Source organism: Photobacterium sp. R1 (assembly GCF_054600795.1).
Window position 1 is genome coordinate 1 of sequence record NZ_BAAHZP010000962.1, and the last position, 237, is coordinate 237.

Sequence of the window (237 nt, forward strand, 5' to 3'; positions counted from 1 at the left end):
GGGAGGTCATCCACTCAACCAGACCGGCCTGGAACAAGCCACCGACTGCCATCAGCATCAGGCTGACAGTACAGTTACCACCGGCGAATGAACGCACGCCAGAGTGGATACCCTGCTGAATTTGATCGAAGTTAACCGGATCCAGAGTGATGATAGTTTCATCATCCATACGCAGCGTCGACGCCGCATCAATCCAGTAACCTTTCCAGCCTGCCTGACGCAGCGCCGGGTATACTT

At 54.9% G+C, this 237-nt stretch carries 1 pseudogene; it reads right to left on the minus strand.

The annotated features are described in order from the left end of the window. A pseudogene (locus ACYP03_RS27925) lies at positions 1–237 on the minus strand (aspartate-semialdehyde dehydrogenase); the annotation flags it as partial.